The sequence below is a fragment of the Rhizobacter fulvus genome (assembly GCF_964020785.1).
Map to the genome: position 1 here is coordinate 84,447 of NZ_OZ224516.1, position 14,256 is coordinate 98,702.

The 14,256-nt window shown below is 67.9% G+C and carries 13 protein-coding genes; 7 read left to right on the top strand and 6 right to left on the bottom strand.

Annotated elements, in window-relative coordinates; all coding sequences use genetic code 11:
• Nucleotides 1-13: 13 nt before the first annotated feature.
• The 6 genes from ACWH49_RS00395 to ACWH49_RS00420 form a co-directional block, all read right to left on the bottom strand.
• The gene (locus ACWH49_RS00395) at nt 14-1,195 is read right to left on the bottom strand and encodes an acyl-CoA dehydrogenase family protein (protein WP_448169634.1); all 1,182 of its coding nucleotides are present in this window, start codon (nt 1,193-1,195) and stop codon (nt 14-16) included.
• A gap of 24 nt (nt 1,196-1,219) precedes the next feature.
• The gene (locus ACWH49_RS00400) at nt 1,220-2,047 is read right to left on the bottom strand and encodes an SDR family NAD(P)-dependent oxidoreductase (RefSeq protein ID WP_448169635.1); all 828 of its coding nucleotides are present in this window, start codon (nt 2,045-2,047) and stop codon (nt 1,220-1,222) included.
• A gap of 46 nt (nt 2,048-2,093) precedes the next feature.
• Nucleotides 2,094-2,510, bottom strand: coding sequence for a MaoC family dehydratase (locus ACWH49_RS00405; RefSeq protein ID WP_448169636.1), 417 nt, complete (start codon nt 2,508-2,510; stop codon nt 2,094-2,096).
• Between the two features lie 11 nt (nt 2,511-2,521).
• A complete protein-coding gene (locus ACWH49_RS00410; protein ID WP_448169637.1) occupies nt 2,522-2,965 on the bottom strand; it encodes a MaoC family dehydratase N-terminal domain-containing protein in 444 nt (147 codons plus the stop codon).
• A 26-nt stretch (nt 2,966-2,991) separates the two neighbouring features.
• The gene (locus ACWH49_RS00415) at nt 2,992-4,176 is read right to left on the bottom strand and encodes a lipid-transfer protein (protein ID WP_448169638.1); all 1,185 of its coding nucleotides are present in this window, start codon (nt 4,174-4,176) and stop codon (nt 2,992-2,994) included.
• A 114-nt stretch (nt 4,177-4,290) separates the two neighbouring features.
• Entirely contained in the window at nt 4,291-5,832 is a 1,542-nt protein-coding gene (locus tag ACWH49_RS00420) for a class I adenylate-forming enzyme family protein (RefSeq protein ID WP_448169639.1), read from the bottom strand.
• Nucleotides 5,833-6,004: 172 nt separating this feature from the next.
• Here ACWH49_RS00420 and ACWH49_RS00425 point away from each other — a divergent pair, with 172 nt between their 5' ends.
• The 7 genes from ACWH49_RS00425 to ACWH49_RS00455 all read left to right on the top strand — a co-directional run bounded on the left by ACWH49_RS00425 (nt 6,005) and on the right by ACWH49_RS00455 (nt 14,255).
• Entirely contained in the window at nt 6,005-7,189 is a 1,185-nt protein-coding gene (locus ACWH49_RS00425; protein ID WP_448169640.1) for an acyl-CoA dehydrogenase family protein, read from the top strand.
• A 61-nt stretch (nt 7,190-7,250) separates the two neighbouring features.
• Nucleotides 7,251-8,051 (top strand): enoyl-CoA hydratase/isomerase family protein, encoded by an 801-nt coding sequence (locus ACWH49_RS00430; protein ID WP_448169641.1) that lies wholly within the window; start codon nt 7,251-7,253, stop codon nt 8,049-8,051.
• Nucleotides 8,052-8,077: 26 nt separating this feature from the next.
• Nucleotides 8,078-9,325, top strand: a complete 1,248-nt coding sequence (locus ACWH49_RS00435) for a thiolase family protein (protein WP_448169642.1) — start codon at nt 8,078-8,080, stop codon at nt 9,323-9,325.
• Nucleotides 9,326-9,368: 43 nt separating this feature from the next.
• Nucleotides 9,369-10,529 carry an acyl-CoA dehydrogenase family protein gene (locus tag ACWH49_RS00440; RefSeq protein ID WP_448169643.1) on the top strand — a complete coding sequence of 387 codons (1,161 nt, stop codon included), beginning with the start codon at nt 9,369-9,371 and terminating at the stop codon, nt 10,527-10,529.
• Between the two features lie 14 nt (nt 10,530-10,543).
• Nucleotides 10,544-11,344 (top strand): ABC transporter ATP-binding protein, encoded by an 801-nt coding sequence (locus ACWH49_RS00445; RefSeq protein WP_448169644.1) that lies wholly within the window; start codon nt 10,544-10,546, stop codon nt 11,342-11,344.
• On the top strand, nt 11,341-13,371 hold the full coding sequence (locus ACWH49_RS00450; RefSeq protein WP_448169645.1) for an AMP-dependent synthetase/ligase: 2,031 nt from the start codon (nt 11,341-11,343) through the stop codon (nt 13,369-13,371). Before ACWH49_RS00445 ends, ACWH49_RS00450 begins: the two co-directional genes overlap by 4 nt.
• A complete protein-coding gene (locus ACWH49_RS00455; protein WP_448169646.1) occupies nt 13,368-14,255 on the top strand; it encodes a branched-chain amino acid ABC transporter permease in 888 nt (295 codons plus the stop codon). Before ACWH49_RS00450 ends, ACWH49_RS00455 begins: the two co-directional genes overlap by 4 nt.
• Nucleotide 14,256: the final 1 nt, after the last annotated feature.

Genomic DNA, 14,256 nt, shown 5'->3' on the forward strand with positions numbered 1-14,256 from the left:
CGGTGCGCCGGCGTCAGGCCCGGTCCTTGCCCAGCATCGACCGGGCGAGCACGGTCTTCTGCACTTCGTCACTGCCGCCGTAGATGGTGGCAGCGCGCAGGAAGGCGTAGCGCTCCATCGCATGCGCGTGGTCGGAGTCCGCGAGCGCGCCGTTCGCATGCCAGGGCCAGGCCTGCTCGGCGCCGATTTCCACGCTCAGCTCCGACAGCGTCTGCTGCACCGCGGTACCCATGATCTTCAGCAACGACGACTCCGGCCCGGGCGCCTTGCCGGCCGCGGTGTCGGAAAGCACGCGCAGGTTCGTGTATTCGAGCGCCATCAGGTCGATCTCGGCCCGCGCAAGCTTGGCGCGCATCGCGGCATCGTCGATCAGGGGCCGGCCGCCCGAGCGCCGCTCGGCTGCCGCGCGGTAGAGATTGGCGAGCGCCGCCTTGCTGTCGGCCACGCCGGCGATGCTGGTGCGCTCGTGCGTCAACAGGTACTTGGCGATCTCCCAGCCCTGCCCCTCCTTGCCCACGAGGTTGGCCATGGGCACGCGCAGGTCGGTGAAGAAGACCTGGTTCAGGTGGTGCTCGCCGTCGATCGAGACGATCGGCCGCACCTCGATGCCGGGGCGGTCCATCTCGATCAGCAGGAAGGAGATGCCTTCCTGCTTCTTGCCGGTGTTCGCGGTGCGCACCAGGCAGAACATCAGGTTGGCCCAGTGGGCGTAGGTGGTCCAGATCTTCGAGCCGTTGATGACGTAGTCGTCGCCATCGGCCACCGCGCTCGTCTTCAGGCTCGCCAGGTCGGAGCCGGCGCCGGGCTCTGAATAGCCCTGGCACCACCAGTCCTCGCAGCGCCGGATGCGCGGCAGGTACTTCGCCTTTTGGGCCTCGGTGCCGAAGGCCATCAACACCGGCCCCAGCATGATCACGCCCATCGACAGGCCGACGGGTGCGTTGGCCGCAGCGCGCTCCAGGTCGAACAGGTAGCGCTGCGTCGGCGTCCAGCCGGGGCCGCCATGCGCCTGCGGCCAGCCGACGACCAGGTAGCCCTGCTCGTCGAGCCGGCGCTGCCACTGCACGATGTCTTCCTTGTTCAGCATCTCGCCGGTCACCACCTTGCGGCGCAGGTGCTCGGGCGTGTTGGCGGCGAACCAGTCGCGCACCTCACGCTGGAACGCGCGGTCGCTGTCGCTGAACGAAAGATCCATGGTGGCCGGCCCTGCAGACAACGATCAGATCGAGATGCCGCCGCCGCAGATCAGCGTCTGGCCGCTGATGTAGTTCGACTCGGGCGTGCACAGCAGATAGACCGAGCCGGCCGCCTCTTCGGGTGTGCCGCTGCGGCCGAGCGGGATGCTGCGCTCCATCATCGCCAGCAGGTCCGGGTTGACGCCGACCTTGATCTTGCGGCCCTCGACGTCGATCGAGGCGTTGCCGCCGGCGGTGGCTTCGGTCAGGCGCGTCTTGATCATGCCGAACGCGACCGCGTTGACATTGACCTTGTAGCGTCCCCACTCCTTGGACAGCGCCTTCGTCAACCCGATGATGCCGGCCTTGCCGGCCGAGTAGTTGGCCTGGCCGGCGTTGCCGCCGGTGCCGGCGATCGACGAGATGTTGACGACCTTGCGGAAGATTTCCTTGCCGGCGTCGGCCTCGACCTTCGACTGGTGGCGGATGTAGTCGGCCGCCGCGCGCAGGATCTTGAACGGCGCCGTCAGGTGCACGTCGAGGATCGCGTGCCACTGCTCATCGGTCATCTTCTGGACCACGTTGTCCCAAGTGTAGCCGGCGTTGTTGATGATGATGTCCAGGCCGCCGAAGCCGTCGATTGCGCTCTTCACGAACGCCTCGGGGAAACCGTCGGCGGTGATGCTGCCGGCGCAGGCCAGCGCCTGCCCGCCGGCGGCCTTGATGTCGGCCACGGTCTGCTCGGCCGGTGCCGGGTCGAGGTCATTGACGACGACCTTGGCGCCCTCGCTGGCGAGCTTCATCGCGATGGCGCGGCCGATGCCGCGGCCGGAACCGGAAACGATGGCCACCTTGCCTTCGAGCTTCTTCATGAGTTTTGTCCTTGATTGAGATGTTGGAAACGTGCCGGCTGGCGTTTCAGTCCAGCGCGACGAGCGCCTCGCCGGCCAGCGTCACTTCGCCGCTGCGTTTGGCCGCGGTGAGCTCGACGCGGGCGCAGCGTCGACCGTCATGCACGAGCTTCTCGACGACCTTGCCGCTGCACTGGATGCGATCTCCAAGCTGGGTGATGGCCGCGAAGCGCACGCCGTAGCGCAGGATGCGCCGCTGCGGCACCCATTCGGCGAGCGCGCGCGCCAGGTAGGCCATCGACAACATGCCGTGCGCGAAGACGTCCTTCATGCCGGATTTCTGCGCGAAGTCGATGTCGATGTGGATTGGGTTGTGATCACCCGAGGCGCCGGCGAACAGCGCCAGCGTGGTGCGGCTGATGGGTGCCAGCTGCAGCACCGGCATGGCATCGCCAACGGCGACCTTTTGAACGTTGAATGTCATGGTCGGTCCCTTCAGCCGTGGCGAACGACGATGACCGAATGCAGGTCGGCGACATGCTCGCCGAGCTGGTTGGTCACCTTCGTGCCGTTGACGACGAACTCGAGCGCGCCGCCCTTCTTGTCGTAGATGTCGCTGACGCGGGACTCGAAGCGCAGCGTGTCGCCGGCGCACACCGGCGCGTGGTAGTCGAAGCGCTGTTCGCCGTGCAGCACCTTGCCGAGGTCGATCTCGAGCGTTTCGATCAGCTTCATGGTCTCGCCAGAGTCACCCGGCGCGCCGAAGATGAAGGTCGGCGGCGCGACGATGCCGCGGTAGCCGGCCGACTTGGCCGCCGCGTCGTCGGTGTGGATCGGGTCGGTCAGGCCGATCACCTTCGCAAAGAAGGCGATGCGGCCCTTCTCCACGTCCCACAGCACGGGCGGCGGCGCGTAGCCGATGTGTTTCTTGTCGATCATGACGGCATGGTCCTCGGTGTCGCGCCTCAGGCGGCCTTGTAGAGTGTGACGACGCAGGCGCCGCCGAGTCCCAGGTTGTGTTGCAGCGCGACGCGCGCGCCCTTCACCTGGCGCTTGTCGGCGGTGCCGCGCAGCTGGTGCGTCAGCTCGTAGCATTGCGCCAGCCCGGTGGCGCCGAGCGGGTGGCCCTTGGACAGCAGCCCGCCGGACGGGTTGGTGACGACCTTGCCGCCGTAGGTGTTGTCGCCGTCGAGCACGAACTTCTCGGCACCGCCTTCCGGGCACAAGCCGAGGCCCTCGTAGGTGATCAGTTCGTTCTGCGCAAAGCAGTCGTGCAGTTCGACCACGTCGACATCGCCGGGCCCGATGCCGGCCTGCTCGTAGACTTGGCGACAGGCATCGCGCGCCATGTCGTAGCCGACCACGCGCATCATGTCCTTCGAGTCGAAGGTGCTGGCAAAGTCGGTCGCCATCGCCTGCGCGGCGATGCTGACCTGGGTGTTCAGCCCATGCTTCTTGGCATATGCCTCCGAGCAGACGACTGCCGCGGCCGCGCCGCAGGTCGGCGGGCAGGCCATCAGGCGCGTCATCACGCCTTCCCAGAGCATCGGCGAGGCCATCACGTCCTCGGTGCTGACTTCCTTGCGGAACAGCGCCAGCGGGTTGTTGACGGCATGGCGGCTGGCCTTGGCGCGAATGCTCGCGAAGGTTTCCAGCTTGGTGCCGTACTTGTCCATGTGGGCCTTGCCGGCGCCGCCGAAATAGCGCAGCGCGAGCGGGATCTCGGGGTGGCCGACGAGTTCGTCGGTGATCTGGTCGAAGTCGTCGAACGGCGTCGGCCGGTCGGCAAAGGCGGCCTTGATCGCGCCCGGCTGCATCTGCTCGAAGCCGAGCGCCAGCACGCACTCGGCCGCGCCCGATTGCACTGCCTGGCGTGCCAGGAACAGCGCCGACGAGCCGGTCGAGCAGTTGTTGTTGACGTTGAGCACCGGAATGCCGGTCATGCCCACCGGATACAGCGCACGCTGGCCGCAGGTGGAGTCGCCGTAGACGTAGCCGACGAAGGCCTGCTGGATCTCCTTGTAGTCGACGCCCGCATCCGCGAGCGCGAGCCGCGTGGCCTTCTCGCCCATCACGTGATAGGGCTCGCTCGCGCCCGGCTTGGCGAACGGGATCATGCCGACGCCGGCGACGATGACTTTCTGATTCATGGCAAACCTTCCATTGGTTGGGGGAAACTCATACACACGATCGGCAAGAGGCGCGTGTCCTGCGGCAGCAGGATCATCGAAAGTTCATGGCTCATGCGGGTCTCTTGGGCCTTGTCAAACGGCTTGCTTCCGGACCGGCGTCAGCCACAGGCGCTCGATCTCATGGCGCTGGATCTTCCCCGTGCTGCTGCGCGGGAACGAGGCCAGCTCGACGACGCGGAAATCCTTCGGCTGCTTGTAGCCGGCGAGTTGCTCGCGGCAGCGCGCGGCGAGTGCTTCGGTATCGGCCGCGGCACCCGGCTTGAACGCGACGAACACGATCGGCACCTCGCCCCAGCGCTCGTCGCACTGGCGCACCACCGCGGCGTCGGCAACGCCCGGCTGCGCCAGCAGCACGCGTTCGATCTCGGCCGGGTAGATGTTCTCGCCGCCCGACTTGATCAGGTACTTGGCGCGGTCGACGAAGTCGAGCGTGCCGTCGTCGCGGCGCACGAACAGGTCGCCCATGTGGAACCAGCCGCCGCGGAAATCGTGCGCGTTGACCTCGGGCGCGTTCCAGTAGCCCGAGAACAGCGTCGGCCCGCGCACCGCCGCCTCGCCCGGCGTGCCCACCGGCACGTCCCTGTCGTCGGCATCGACCAGGCGCACACGGCAGAAACCCGATTCGCGCTTGGCCAGGCTGGTCGGCACGACCCCGGGCGTGAGCCGGGAGCCCGAGGCCGGCGCCAAGCCCGTTTCGGTGGCGCCGAAACTGTTGATGTAGGGTGCGTTCAGCAAGCCCGTCAAGTCGGCGATCTGCTGCAGCGGCACCAGATCGGCCATCGCACCGACCACGCTCACGCCGCGCGGCCGGGTCGCGTTGCGTCGCAGGCCGTCGATCAGCAGGTCGATCATGCCGGGCATCGCCACCAGCCAGCCGATGAGTTCGCGCTCGACCGTCGCGCACAGCCAATCGATGTCGAGCCCGTCCTGCACCACCACCTTGCCGCCGATCATCAGCGTGGCCAGGCTGAAGTCGGTGGCCGCCATGTGGAACAGCGGTGACCAAGCCACGTAGCAGTGCTCGGCGCCGATGCCGTATTCGCCGGCGAAGCACATCGCCCGCGCCACCATCGCGCGCTGGCTGATCACCGCGCCCTTGGGCATGCCGGTGGTGCCACTGGTGTAGAGGATCACCAGCCCCTGCTCGGGGTCGACGTCGTGCTGCGGGTCCTGGGCCGGCATGCCGGCCAGCAGCGTGTCGAACTCGCGGTCGATGTCGATCACGTCGGCGACGCCGTGGTCGATGCGCGCCAGCGCCGGCGCGTAGCGCGCCGAGACGAAGACCGTGCGCGGCGAGACCAAGCGCAGGCAGTGGATCAGCTCGATGTCGGAGAGGCGCCAGTTCAGGCAGGCCACGATCACGCCGAGCTTGGCCGCGGCGAGCTGCAGCAGCAGGTATTCGCGGCGGTTCTCGGCGAGGATGGCGATTCGGTCGCCGGCCGCCGCGCCGCGTCGCAGCAAGGCCTGCGCGAACTGGTTGACACGCTGATCGAGCGCGCGATAGCTCACCGCGCCGAGCGCGTCTTCGATCGCGGTCGCGTCTGCACGCGTGGCGGCCTGCTTGCGCAGCAGGTCCGCCACCGTCAAGGCGTGCGCGCCGATTTCCGTTGCCATCCCAGACCGCCGTGCTCCGGTTGCGGCGCCATCCACTCAGCACCGAGGGATCGAAGTCTACCTAACGCTTGACAGTCTTACAACACGCGCATACCCTGCGTGGCTGTTGATCGCTTGGTCGGGCCGCCGTTCCAGTTGATCCTGTTCGCAGATCCCATCGCTCCCGACCACCATGCCCGAAACACGCTCCAGCCGATTCACACTGTCGTCCGACGATCAGGCGGTGCTCGAAGCCGCCGACCGTTTCGCGCGCAAGGAACTCGCGCCGCTGTCGCGCCGCATGGACGACGAGGAGTGGTGGCCGCCCGAGGCCTTCGCCAAGATCGGCGCGGCCGGCTTCATGGGTGCGACCGTGCCGCCCGAGTACGGCGGCGCCGGCATGGACTTGTTCAGCTCAGGGCTGGTCTGCCAGGCCTTTGCGCGCTGGAACCCAGCCATGGCCCTGTCCTGGGCCGCGCACGACAACCTGTGCGTCAACAACATCTTCCGCAATGCCAGCGAAGCGCAGCGCCGCCAGTACCTGCCCGGCCTGTGCAACGGCACGCAGATCGGCGCGCTCGGCCTGACCGAGCCCGGCGCCGGCTCCGACGCGCTGGGCAGCATGCGCACCACCGCGCGCCGCGACGGCGACCACTTCGTGCTCAACGGCGGCAAGCTCTACATCACCAACGGCCCGGTGGCCGACGTGCTGCTGGTCTATGCCAAGACCGCGCCCGAGCGCGGCGCCAAGGGCATCTCGGCATTCATCGTCGAGAAGGATTTCCCGGGCTTCAAGGTCGCACAGAAGCTCGTCAAGATGGGCTTTCGCGGCAGCCAGACCGGCGAGCTCGTGTTCGAGGACTGCCGTGTGCCGGCCGCCAACCTCGTGGGCGCCGAGAACGAGGGCGTGAAGATCGTGATGAGCGGCCTCGATCTCGAGCGCGCCCTCGTCGCTGAACTGAGCGTGGGTATTGCCGAGCGTGCGCTGCAACTGAGCGTCGAGTTCGCCAAGACCCGCGTGCAGTTCGGCAAGCCGATCGGCAGCTTCCAGATGGTGCAGGCATTGCTGGCCGAGATGTACACCGAAACCGAGGCGATGAAAACCTTCGTCTGGCGCACGCTGGCCGAAGTCAACGAGCTCAAGATCGGCGGCGGCGGCCGCGGCGAGGCCCACAAGCTCACCGCCGCGTCGATCCTGTTCGCCGGCGAGGCCTGCAACCGCGTGCTCAACAAGGCCGTGCAGGTTCACGGCGGCGGCGGCTACATCTGGGAGTCCGAGATCAACCGCCTGTTCCGCTGCATCAAGATCCTCGAGATCGGCGCCGGTACCTCCGAGGTGCGCAAGATGATCATCGCCGAGGAATTGCTCAAGGGCTGACGTCCGCAGGGACCGCAGCACCCTGCAGGCTGCGGACCTGAACCCACAAGACTGGAGAAAGATGCAAGCGACGACTGCCTCCCGGTTCGAGCGGCGAGGTGCCACGGCGTGGATCACGCTGGACCGACCCGACGCGATGAATGCCCTGTCGGACACGATGTGCCGCGAATTGCTCGCCGCCATCGCACGGGTCGAGCATGACCCGGACATTCGCGTACTGGTACTCACCGGCGCCGGGCGCGCTTTCTGCGCCGGTGCCGATCTCAAGGGCGTGTTCGAGAACGCCAGCGCCGGGCCCGCGGTGGACGACCCGATGAGCGCCTTCCTCGACCTGATCTCCGGCATGATCGAGCGCCTGCGCGCGCTGCCGAAGCCGACCATCGCGGCACTCAACGGCCTGACCATGGCCGGTGGGCTCGAGCTGGCGATGGCCTGCGACCTGATCGTCGCCGCAGACAGCGCGCGCATCGGCGACGCGCACGCCAACTTCGGCGTCTTCCCCGGCGCGGGCGGCACGGCGGTGCTGCCACGGCGCATCGGCCCCACGGCCGCGAAATACCTGCTGTTCACCGGCGACACCCAGAGCGCGGCCGAGCTGCTGCCACTGGGCCTGATCAACCGAGTCGTGCCCGACGCCGACCTTCTGGCCGAAGTCGACAGGCTTGCCACCCGCATCGCCGCCAAGAGCCCGCTGGTGCTGCGCCGGATGAAGCAGGCCGTGGCCGACGGCCTGGAGCAACCGCAGGCCGCAGCGCTGCGGCTGGAGCGCGTGGTGCTGGACGCACACCGCCACTCGCACGACATGCGCGAGGGCCTGGCGGCCTTTGTCGGCAAACGCAAGCCCGAGTTCAAGGGCTGTTGAACCGCAGCGATCCACAGGAGCCTCCCATGAACAGCCCCCAACCCGCAGTCTACGTGGCCGGCATCGGCATGACGCCGAGCGGCAAATTCCTCGACCGCAGCATCAAGCAGCTGACGGCCGACGCGGTGAACGCTGCACTCGCCGACGCCGGCCTGCAGGCTGCCGACATCCAGAGTGCGTTCTTCTCCAACGCGACGCAAGGCGCCTTGGAAGGCCAGACCATGGTGCGCGGCCAGATCGCGCTGCGCTCGATGGGCATTGAATCGATTCCGGTCTACAACCTCGAGAACGCCTGCGCCAGCGCCAGTTCGGCCTTCAATCTGGCGGTGCAGTACGTGCGCTCGGGCGAAGGCGACATCGCGCTGGCAGTCGGCGCCGAGAAGATGTTCAGCACCGACAAGGCCAAGATGTTCGCCGTGTTCGACGGCGCCTGGGATCTTCAGACCGTCGAGGCCAACAGGCGCGTCATGCTGGCGATAGGCGAAGGGGTCATTCCTCCCGAAGGCAGCACCTCCAAGTCACCGTACAGCTTGTTCATGGACATCTACGCCGCGTTCGGCCGTTTCCACATGCGCGAGTTCGGCAGCACGCAACGCCAGTTCGCGGCCGTCTCGGCCAAGAACCACGGCCACTCGGTGCACAACCCGCTGGCCCAGTATCGCAATGCGTACACCATCGACGAAGTGCTGGCCGCGCCGCCCATCACCTACCCGTTGACGTTGCCGATGTGCGCGCCGATCAGCGATGGCGCAGCGGCAGCGCTGGTCTGTTCCGAACGCGCGCTGGCGCGCCTGGCCGAGCGTCGGCGCGCCATCCGCGTCCTCGCCTCCGTCGTTGGCACCGGCAGCACGCGCCGTCCGCAGGACGTGGGCCAGCACATCACCGCCAAGGCATCCAGGATCGCCTACGAACGGGCCGGCGTCGGTCCACAGGACATCTCGCTGGCCGAGGTCCATGACGCCACCGCCATCGGCGAGATCGTGCAGAGCGAAAACCTGGGCTTCTGCGAGTTCGGCGCCGGGGGCGCCCTCGCCGAGAGTGGCGCCACCACCATCGGCGGCCGCATTCCCATCAACACCTCGGGCGGTCTGGAATCCAAGGGCCACCCGATCGGCGCCACCGGCCTGGGCCAGCTGCACGAACTGGTGACGCAACTGCGCGGCGAGGCCGGCGCGCGTCAGGTCGCGGGCGCGCGGCTGGCCATCGCCGAAAACGGCGGCGGCATCTTCGGCATCGAAGAGGCGGTGTGCGCCATCACCATCCTTGGCCGCTGACCCGCGCGCGCCGCCTCGCTGCAACCGAACCTGCACCCAACGAATGAACTTCCTGCCCACCGAAGAACAACGCCTCGCCGTCGAAGGCTTCAACCGCTTTCTCGAAACCAAGCTGCGCCCCATCGTGCAGCGCTACCAGCCCGACAAGCTGATCGAGAAGGAGCGCATGCTAGAGATCTTCCAGCTCATGCTCCCCTACGGCATGGGCGGCAACGGCATCATCGCCGAGAAGCACGGCGGCTTGAGCATGCCCTGGCTGACCTACGCGCTGATGTACGAACAGCTCGCGCGCGTCTCGGGCGACGTTGCCATCTCGCTGCTGATCCAGCAGCTCGGCGCCTACTCGCTGGAGGTGTGCAGCAACGACGCGATGCGAGACAAGTATCTGCCGCGCATGCTGCGCGCCGAGATCATCGCCTGCAGCGGCATCAGCGAACCCGGCGTCGGCTCCAACGTGGCCGAGGTAACCTGCCGCGCCAAGCCGGACGGCGACCACTACGTCGTCACCGGCGAGAAGACCTGGATCTCCAACGGCCACTATTCCGACTTCTGCATGGTCGTCGTGCGCACCTCGGACGAAGGCGCCAAGGGCCTGTCGATGATCCTGGTCGACCGCGCCGAGCACGGCTACGAGAGCCGCAACATCGACAAGCTGGGGCTCAACAGCACCTCGACCGCGCAGCTGTTCTTCGACGGTGTGCGCGTGCCCGCCGGCAACATGCTGATCGCGCCCGGCGCCGGGCTGAAGAGCACGCTGGTGCTGTTCGAGAAGGCGCGGCCGATGGTCGGCCTGACCTCCGTGGGCATCGCCCAGGCGGCGCTCGACAAGGCGGTGGCCTACGCCAAGGAGCGCCGCCAGCACGGCAAGCCGATCGGCGCCCACCAGCTCATCCAGGGCATGCTGGCCGAGGCCGCGATCGAACTCGACGCGGCCAAGCTGCTGGTCTACCGCGCCTTCAACCTCATCGACCACGGCGTGCGCTGCGAGGTCGAAAGCGCGATGGCCAAGTGCTACGCCACCGAGATCGCGGTCGACGTGGCCTCCAAGGCGGTGCAGATCCACGGCGGCAACGGCATCACCAAGGACTTCGGCGTCGAGTTGCTGTTCCGCAATGCCCGCATGATGACCATCCCCGACGGCACGACCGAGATTCAGAAACTCATCATCGGGCGCGCCCTCACCGGGCTCAACGCCTTTTCATGACCTTGACTCCGACCATGGCCACGTCCACGACGAGCAGCGCGGCCAGCGCCGCGCCCGTTCTGCGCGCCGAGGGCATCACGCTGCGCTTCGGCGGTGTCACCGCACTGTCCGATGTCAGCATCGAGGTCCGGCCCGACGAGATGCTGGCCATCATCGGCCCCAACGGCGCCGGCAAGAGCTCGCTGCTCAACGTGCTGAGCGGCTTCTACCGCCCGCAGCAGGGCCGCGTGCAGTACGAAGGCCGCGATCTGCTGGGCCGGGCCGTCCACGCCATCGCCCGCGACGGCGTGGTGCGCACCTTCCAGGGCACGCACCTCTTCTCCAACATGAGCGTGCTCGACAACATCCTGATCGGCCGCTTCGGCCACATGCGTTCCAGCCTTGTCCAAGCCTTCTTTTACTTCCCCTGGACCCAACGCGAGGAAGCGCGGCACCGCGAGGTGGTCGAGAACATCGTCGAGTTCCTGGAGATCGAGAACATCCGCCACCGGCCGGTGGGCTCGCTCGGCTACGGGCTGCGCAAGCGCGTCGACCTCGGCCGGGCGCTGGCCATGGAACCCAAGGTGCTGCTGATGGACGAACCCATGGCAGGCATGAACACCGAGGAGAAGGAAGACCTCGCCCGCTTCATCATCGATGTGCGCGAGGCCAGGCGCATCCCCGTGGTGCTGGTCGAGCACGACATGGGCGTGGTGATGGACCTGGCCGACCGTGTGGCCGTGCTCGACTTCGGGTGCAAGATCGCTGACGCCACGCCGGCCCAGGTGCAGGCCGACTCCGCCGTGATCCAGGCTTACTTGGGGGCGGCGGCATGAGCGGCGCCACGACGACCCTGCCCAAGCAGGCTTTGCCACCCGCGCCGGCAGCCACGACGCGCGCGAGCGCCGCCTCCTCCGGCGTCGCGCTGCGCACCCTGCCGCAGACGCTTCTCGCACACGCCCGCACGCAGCCGGGGCGGCTGGCGCAGCGCGTCAAGCGCAAGGGCATCTGGCGCGAGTACGACTTCGCCCATGTGCTGGAGCAGGTGCGCAGCATCGCCCTGGGCGTCGCCGCGCTGGGCCTTTCTCGCGGCGACACCGCGGTCGTGATCGGCGAGAACGAGCCCGAGCACTATTGGGCCGTGTTCGCGGCCCAGTCGCTGGGCGCCAAGACGGTGTCGGTCTATCCCGACGCCACCGCCGAGGAACTGCACTACCTGTGCGCGGACTCGGGCGCCAAGTTCATCTTCGCCCAGGACCAGGAGCAGGTCGACAAGGCGCTGGCGGTGGCGCCCCGGCTGACGGACATCTTCGGCATCGGCTACTGGGACAACTCGGGCATGTGGTCGTATCGGCATGACCTGCTGCACGCCTTCGACGCCCTGCTGGCGGCGGGCCGCGAGGCACACCGCCGCCACCCGCAGCGCTTCGAACGCGAGGCCGAGGCCGGCGGCCTGGACGACTTGGCGCTGCTGACCTACACCTCGGGCACGACCAGCAAGCCCAAGGGCGTGATGATCAGCCACCGCTGGTTGATCGACAACGCCGCCCGCATGCGCAGCGCGCTGCCGATCGAGCCGGGGATGGAGTACCTGTCGTACACGCCGCTGGCTTGGATCACCGAGCAGCTGCTTGGCGTGACGCTGGGGCTGACGCTGCCGCTGGTGGTCAACTTCCCCGAGGGGCCCGACCAAGTCCTGCCCAACCTGCGCGAGCTGGCGCCGCACATGGTGCTGTTCGGCCCACGCCAGTGGGAAAGCATCGCCGCCACCATCGAGGCCCGCATGCTGCACGCAGGCAGACTGGCGCGCGGCCTCTACCGCTGGGGCGTGCGCATCGGCCACCACGTGCACGTGGCCAGGCTCGAAGGCCGACCGGCGCCTGCGCTGTCGCGGCTGCTGCTGCCGCTGGCCGAGCTGCTGACCCTGCATGCCGTGCGCGACCAGTTCGGCTTCCTGCGCTCGAAGATCGCCGTCTCCGGTGGCACGGCGATGGCACCCGACGTGTTCCGCCTCTTCCACGCTCTCGGTGTGCCGCTGCGCAACCTCTACGGCTGCTCGGAGTTCGGGCTCATCGCCGGCCACCGTGGCGAGCGCTACGACCTCGAAACCGTGGGCCCGCTGCTCGACGTGGACGCCGCCTTCGGCGCGCCGCTGGAAGCCCGCATCGAGGCCGGCGGCGAACTGCTGCTGCGCGGCGGCACCGGCTTCCTGGGCTACTGGAACAAGCCCGACAAGACGGCCGCACTCGACCGCGACGGCTGGTTCGCCAGCGGCGACGCGGTGCGCCGCACCGAGCGCGGCGAGATCGTGTTTCTCGACCGCGTCGAGCACCTGGTCAAGCTGGCCAGCGGCCACCCCTACCCACCGCAGTTCATCGAGACGCGGCTGCGCTTCTCGCCCTTCATCAAGGACGTGATGGTGCTCGGCGACGCCACGCGACCCTGGGTCGGCGCACTGATCAACATCGACATGGACGTCGCCGCACGCTGGGCCGAGGAGCGCCGCATCGCGTTCTCCACCTTCACCGACCTGTCGCAACGGCCGGAGATCCGCGCCGTGGTGCGCGACGAGATCGCGCGCATCAACACCCTGCTGCCCGAGGGCTCGCGCGTCGTGCGCTTCGCCAACTTCCCGAAGGAGCTGGACGCCGACGAGGGTGAACTCACGCGCACCCGCAAGCTGCGCCGCGAGTTCCTGGAGCAGCGCTACAAGGCGCTGATCGCGGGGTTGTATGCGGGTGCGAACGACATCGATTGCGTGATCGCGATCACCTACCAGGACGGTCGCCAGGGCGAGCTGCGCGCCACCGTGACCGCCACCGACGTGCCCGCCACCGACCTCACCAAGGCCAGCCCGCGATGATCATCGAGTTCTTCAATTACGCGCTCAACGGCGCCTTGCTCGGCCTGCTGTACTCGCTGGTGGCGATGGGCTTCGTCGTCATCTACCGCGCCAGCAAGGTCTTCAACATGGCGGTCGGCGAGATGCTGGTCGTCGGCGCCTTCCTGGTCTGGTGGGCCGTGCAGTCGCGCGGCATGCACCCGGCCCTGGGCATCGGCGTGGCGCTGGCGATCTCGGTGCTCATCGGTCTGGCCATCGAGCGCCTGCTGTTCCGCCGCCTGATCGGCGAGTCGGTGTTCTCGATGATCATGGTCACCATCGGCCTGCTGATCCTGATGCGCGGCCTGGTGCTGCTGATCTGGGGCCCGCAGGAACGCCAGTTCCCGGCCATCATTCCACTCGCGCCGCTGATCTTCGGCGACCTGATCGTGCCGCGCTCTCTGGCTGCCGGCGGCATCATCGCCGTGGTCTGCGCCGCCGGTCTGCACTGGTTTTTCAACCGCAGCCGTGCCGGCCTGGCCATGTCGGCGGTGGCCGAGGACCACCAGATCGCGCTGGCCATGGGCATCAGCGTGCGGCGTTCGATCGCCTTCGCCTGGGCGCTGGGCGGCGTGCTCTCGGTCATCACCTCGATGGTCTACCTGAGCGGCAAGTCGCTGACCTTCCTGTCATCCGAGATCGGCTTCGCGGCCTTGCCCGTGGCGCTGCTGGCCGGGCTGGAATCGATCGGCGGGCTGCTGCTGGCCGGCATCATCGTCGGCGTCGTGCAAGGCCTGACCGCCGCCTACATCGACCCGCTGATCGGTGGCAACGCCGCCGCGGTGGTGCCCTACATCTTCATGCTGGTCGTGCTCATCGTCCGGCCCACCGGCATGTTCGGCTGGAAACGCATCGAAAGAGTCTGAA

Bases quoted from the DNA above. Each gene is read 5' to 3' on its own strand.
- ACWH49_RS00395 (WP_448169634.1), bottom strand. From the start codon at position 1,195: ATGGATCTTTCGTTCAGCGACAGCGACCGCGCGTTCCAGCGTGAGGTG.
- ACWH49_RS00400 (WP_448169635.1), bottom strand. From the start codon at position 2,047: ATGAAGAAGCTCGAAGGCAAGGTGGCCATCGTTTCCGGTTCCGGCCGC.
- ACWH49_RS00405 (WP_448169636.1), bottom strand. From the start codon at position 2,510: ATGACATTCAACGTTCAAAAGGTCGCCGTTGGCGATGCCATGCCGGTG.
- ACWH49_RS00410 (WP_448169637.1), bottom strand. From the start codon at position 2,965: ATGATCGACAAGAAACACATCGGCTACGCGCCGCCGCCCGTGCTGTGG.
- ACWH49_RS00415 (WP_448169638.1), bottom strand. From the start codon at position 4,176: ATGAATCAGAAAGTCATCGTCGCCGGCGTCGGCATGATCCCGTTCGCC.
- ACWH49_RS00420 (WP_448169639.1), bottom strand. From the start codon at position 5,832: ATGGCAACGGAAATCGGCGCGCACGCCTTGACGGTGGCGGACCTGCTG.
- ACWH49_RS00425 (WP_448169640.1), top strand. From the start codon at position 6,005: ATGCCCGAAACACGCTCCAGCCGATTCACACTGTCGTCCGACGATCAG.
- ACWH49_RS00430 (WP_448169641.1), top strand. From the start codon at position 7,251: ATGCAAGCGACGACTGCCTCCCGGTTCGAGCGGCGAGGTGCCACGGCG.
- ACWH49_RS00435 (WP_448169642.1), top strand. From the start codon at position 8,078: ATGAACAGCCCCCAACCCGCAGTCTACGTGGCCGGCATCGGCATGACG.
- ACWH49_RS00440 (WP_448169643.1), top strand. From the start codon at position 9,369: ATGAACTTCCTGCCCACCGAAGAACAACGCCTCGCCGTCGAAGGCTTC.
- ACWH49_RS00445 (WP_448169644.1), top strand. From the start codon at position 10,544: ATGGCCACGTCCACGACGAGCAGCGCGGCCAGCGCCGCGCCCGTTCTG.
- ACWH49_RS00450 (WP_448169645.1), top strand. From the start codon at position 11,341: ATGAGCGGCGCCACGACGACCCTGCCCAAGCAGGCTTTGCCACCCGCG.
- ACWH49_RS00455 (WP_448169646.1), top strand. From the start codon at position 13,368: ATGATCATCGAGTTCTTCAATTACGCGCTCAACGGCGCCTTGCTCGGC.